The organism is Caballeronia terrestris (assembly GCF_001544515.1).
GTDB lineage: Bacteria > Pseudomonadota > Gammaproteobacteria > Burkholderiales > Burkholderiaceae > Caballeronia > Caballeronia terrestris.
This window is the reverse complement of the sequence record NZ_FCOL02000185.1, coordinates 1-3,833: the sequence shown is the minus strand read 5'-3', so window position 1 is coordinate 3,833 and position 3,833 is coordinate 1. Positions and strand designations below refer to the sequence as shown.

General features: G+C 64.2%; 4 protein-coding genes. 1 reads left to right on the top strand and 3 read right to left on the bottom strand.

The genetic code is table 11. The features are described from left to right. From AWB67_RS34880 to AWB67_RS34870, 3 genes are all read right to left on the bottom strand, one after another. On the bottom strand, positions 1 to 665 hold a 665-nt coding region (locus tag AWB67_RS34880; RefSeq protein ID WP_327367048.1), incomplete at its 3' end, for a metallophosphoesterase family protein. Between the two features lie 98 nt (positions 666 to 763). Next, the gene (locus tag AWB67_RS34875; RefSeq protein WP_087660481.1) at positions 764 to 1,555 is read right to left on the bottom strand and encodes a hypothetical protein; all 792 of its coding nucleotides are present in this window, start codon (positions 1,553 to 1,555) and stop codon (positions 764 to 766) included. A 455-nt stretch (positions 1,556 to 2,010) separates the two neighbouring features. Further along, positions 2,011 to 2,922: a LysR family transcriptional regulator gene (locus AWB67_RS34870; RefSeq protein ID WP_087660480.1), complete on the bottom strand. Its 912-nt coding sequence runs from the start codon at positions 2,920 to 2,922 to the stop codon at positions 2,011 to 2,013. A gap of 65 nt (positions 2,923 to 2,987) precedes the next feature. Here AWB67_RS34870 and AWB67_RS34865 point away from each other — a divergent pair. Continuing rightward, positions 2,988 to 3,833 (top strand): CaiB/BaiF CoA transferase family protein (locus AWB67_RS34865; RefSeq protein ID WP_374729881.1); only part of this gene is annotated, 846 nt, incomplete at its 3' end.

Below are 3,833 nucleotides of genomic sequence, written 5' to 3'. Positions count from 1 at the left end.
CACGGCTGCCAGCCCGCGGCGCCGTCGCGGATCGGCGGCTTCGCACCGTGATCGACGACGATCTGTCCGGTCGAACGGGTGGCGGCATAAATCACGTAGCCGTCGTTGAGCAGTTCGTTGTAGTGCGTGTGTCCCGTATCGACGATGACGACGTTGGCATGCGCGAACGCGTGCGCCAACGATTCGCCACCGACGACATCGCCCGGATACGCGTGCATGAACACGACCGGTGGCGCCCGATCCGACGCCGAGCGGTCGAGTTCATCGTCGAGCCATTTCCGGTCTGCCGCCGACAGCCGGAAGTCCGGCCCGCCGCGCCCCGCTGTCACAACATCCAGGAAGATGCAACGATGACCTTTCACGACGCGCGACATGGGCAGCGGCGCATTCGCGAAAGCATTGAACGCGTCCAGATGACCCGGCTCGAAGTCATGATCGCCGGGTATCGCGTAAAGCGGCAGCTTCAGCTCGCGTGTGATGCCGAGGATGCGCCCGAACTGCTCGGGCGTGCCGTTGTTGGCGTTGTCGCCCGGCAGGAACGCGAAGTCGATCCGGTCCGACAGATGCTGGTTCACCCATCCGATCATCCCCTTCAAGTGATTCAGGCTCTCATAGTCGTCGTCGGATGAAGCGTGAAGATCCCCGAAGTGCACCCAGCTCAGCATGTCGTTCTCTCCCTGAATGCGTCGCCGTGCTGCTCCAGGCGGCGACCGATGCGTCTATGAGTTCGACGATTTCGTCGACTTCAGTGCAGTCGACCCGTTCATGGGTTCGTCGGAGCGCGGTCATAGAGCCGCGTCAGGTTGCCCGGCGAACCGAATGACGTCGCCTGGAGCGCGGTGCCGTACTGGTTACGCGTGCCATATCCCTGCGCGGATACCCGTGCGCCCGTTTTGACGAGACTCGGGAATTGCTGGGCCACGGGAGGCGTGAGCTTGATGACGGCGCCATCCGAGAGAATCACGCCGTCCGGCTCGCCGCGCGGAGCGGTGGTGATGTGTGCCACTTGTCCCTGCACGCTCAGACGCGAGAGCCCTGCGCCCCGCAGTTCACGCGGCAACGGTGGCGCGCCCGGCAGCGGAGGCTGATCGATGAGTTGCTGGCCGTTCCGCGCATCGGTGATGCGCTGGGCCTTGAGATTGCCGAGCGCATCGCGCCAGCCGCTGACCTGCACGTTGTCGCCCGGATGCACCGCTGACGTGAACTGCGCGCTCATATGCGGTGGGAAGCGCACGAGCGCGCCGTCGCTGGTCAGAAAGCCGTCGACGTCGCCTTCCGGGTTGATGAGAAAACGCGAGACTCTGGCTTGCGCGGTGACAGCCGTTCCTTCCTCGACGATCAGAGCCGGGCCAACGCCGGGCGGCGGCACAGGTGCGTCTCCTGGCGGCGGAGTCGGCAAACCTCCTGCCGCGACTGGCGGCGCAGGCGCAACGGGCGGTGTATCGGGTTGAGTCTGCGCGGCGCAACCTGTGCTGATCGCTAGCAGCACGGCGAGATTCATTGCGCTCAGCACGCGAGCGCTGCGGTGGCTTAGGTTCGTCAATGTCGATGGCATGATCCACTCCTTCACTTGGCGTGAAATCTTTTGCAAGGGTCATGCCATCGGTCGGAAGCCCCGCTGCTCAAGGATCAGCGGGATGAAGTGCGGTGCAGTGTCAAGGAACCAGACGTGTGCTGTCTAATTCCCTGACACTCACGCGCCCATCGTCATGTGTCGGAGGAGGACATACCGAGGTGCGCCGGACGCGGATAGAGCAATTGACGGCTGACACCAGGCCTGCGTGCCGTTTCGGCGCGATTGCCATCGGTGGGCGCAAATGCGCGCGCTCAGCGCGCGTTTGATTTGCGTGAGTGCGTCGAATTGCTTGGGCTCGCCAAGCGAGGGTTCAGACCTGCGTAGCGGCCACGGATAGAGTAGGCGACCCGCGCATCGCGAAAGTCGGGGCCAGCACCATTGCCCCGTTCCGATCGACCTCAATTGAACTTACGATTGCATCGCAAGCTTCTCGATTAGCGCCCTGCCCGCGCGCGCATCGATTCGGCGACCGCATCGCGCACGCACGTCGACATCCATTCCGACGCCCGCATGCGCGCCGCCCGTGCGGGTCTTGCAATCACCAGCGGCTGAATCACCGTCGACTCCTGAATCGGACACTCGACCACGAGCGGCGATTGCGTCCCCGCCGGGCTTTGCGTAATCAGCAGAGACACGCCGAGTCCGCTCGCGACCATCGCCCGGACCAGTTCGATCGACGCGGCCCGGTAGCGGACGTTCGGCGACAACCCGCATTGCCAGAACGGCGTCATCAGAAAATCACGGCTCTGCGGCAAGTCGATCAGGATGAAAGGTTCCGCCGCGAGATCGCGCAGCGACAGGGCCCGCTTACGCTTCGCGAGCCGTGAGCCGGCGGGCACGAGCCCGTATGGGCGCAGTTGGGCAAGTTGTTCCCGCTCGATGTCGTCGGGCAGCCCCACGTCATACATCAGCGCGAAGTCGATCTGTCTTTTCTGCAGCCATGCCTCGAGCTGCGACAAATCTCCTTCGACGAACCGAACCGACAGCCGTGGATGACGCTCTTGCGCAAGCTCCAGCGCGCGCGGCAGATAGACAGGCGCGATGGTGCGAAACACGCCGATCTGCACCTCGCCACTCTCTTCGTCGCCGACGTCGTCGGTTGCGAACGCCGACGCCGATGCCAGCAGTTGCCGCGCTTCCGCGAGTTTGCGTTCGCCGAAATGCGTGAGCGCCATGCGCGTGCCGGCGCCGCGCGTGAACAATGGATTGTCGAACAGCGCTTCGAGTTCGCGGATCGCGACGGAGATGGACGGCTGCGACACGTTTAACTGGTTCGCCGCCGCGGTCGTACTGCCCAGTTCCGCGGCGGCGACGAAATAGCGCAGCAGTCTTATCGACAAAGCCATACGAAAATCCTATAGGGCCTAATTTATTCCGATATTTTATCTAATTGCCCGGCGCGACCAGAATCATGACATCGGCTGACTTGGCCGCCCCTTCAGGAGACGATGCCGTGACTGTGTCCAGGCTGCCGCTCGACGGCATACGCGTGATCGATTTTTCCCGGGTGCTCGCAGGGCCGCTGTGTTCGGCGCTGCTCGGCGATCTCGGCGCCGACGTCATCAAAATCGAATCGCCGGACGGCGACGACTATCGCGCGATCGGTCCGTTCGTTCGCGGCGAGAGCGGCTTGTTCAGCGCGATGAATCGCAACAAGCGCAGCGTCGTCATCGATCTGAAGACCGCCGACGGGCAAATGCTCGCGCAATCGCTATGCGCGCAAGCGGATGTCGTCGTCGAGAACTTCCGGCCCGGCGTCGCAGAGCGGCTCGGCATCGGATACGAGACCTTGTCGGCGCGGCATCCGGAGCTCGTCTACGCGAGCGTGTCGGGTTTCGGGCAGACCGGTCCCGAGTCGCACCGGCCCGCGTACGACATCATCTTGCAGGCGCTGTGCGGATTGATGGACGCAACGGGCGCGCCCGACGGCGAGCCGACGCTGGTCGGCGATTCCGTGTCGGATGTCGTCAGCGGCATCTTCGCGTCGTGGGGCGTGCTGGCCGCGCTCGTCGCGCGAGATCGCACCGGCAAGGGCACGCACGTCGACGTGTCGATGTTCGACGCCACGCTCAGCCTCACTGCCACGCTTGTCGCGCGTTACGCCGCCACGGGCGTCACGCAGCAGCGCGTCGGCAATCGTCATCCGACGTCGGCGCCGTTCGGGGCGTATCGGGCGTCGGACGGCCACTTCGTCGTCGCGGTGCTCAACAACAAGCTGTTCGGACGGCTCGCCGATGCGATCAACCATCCTGAACTC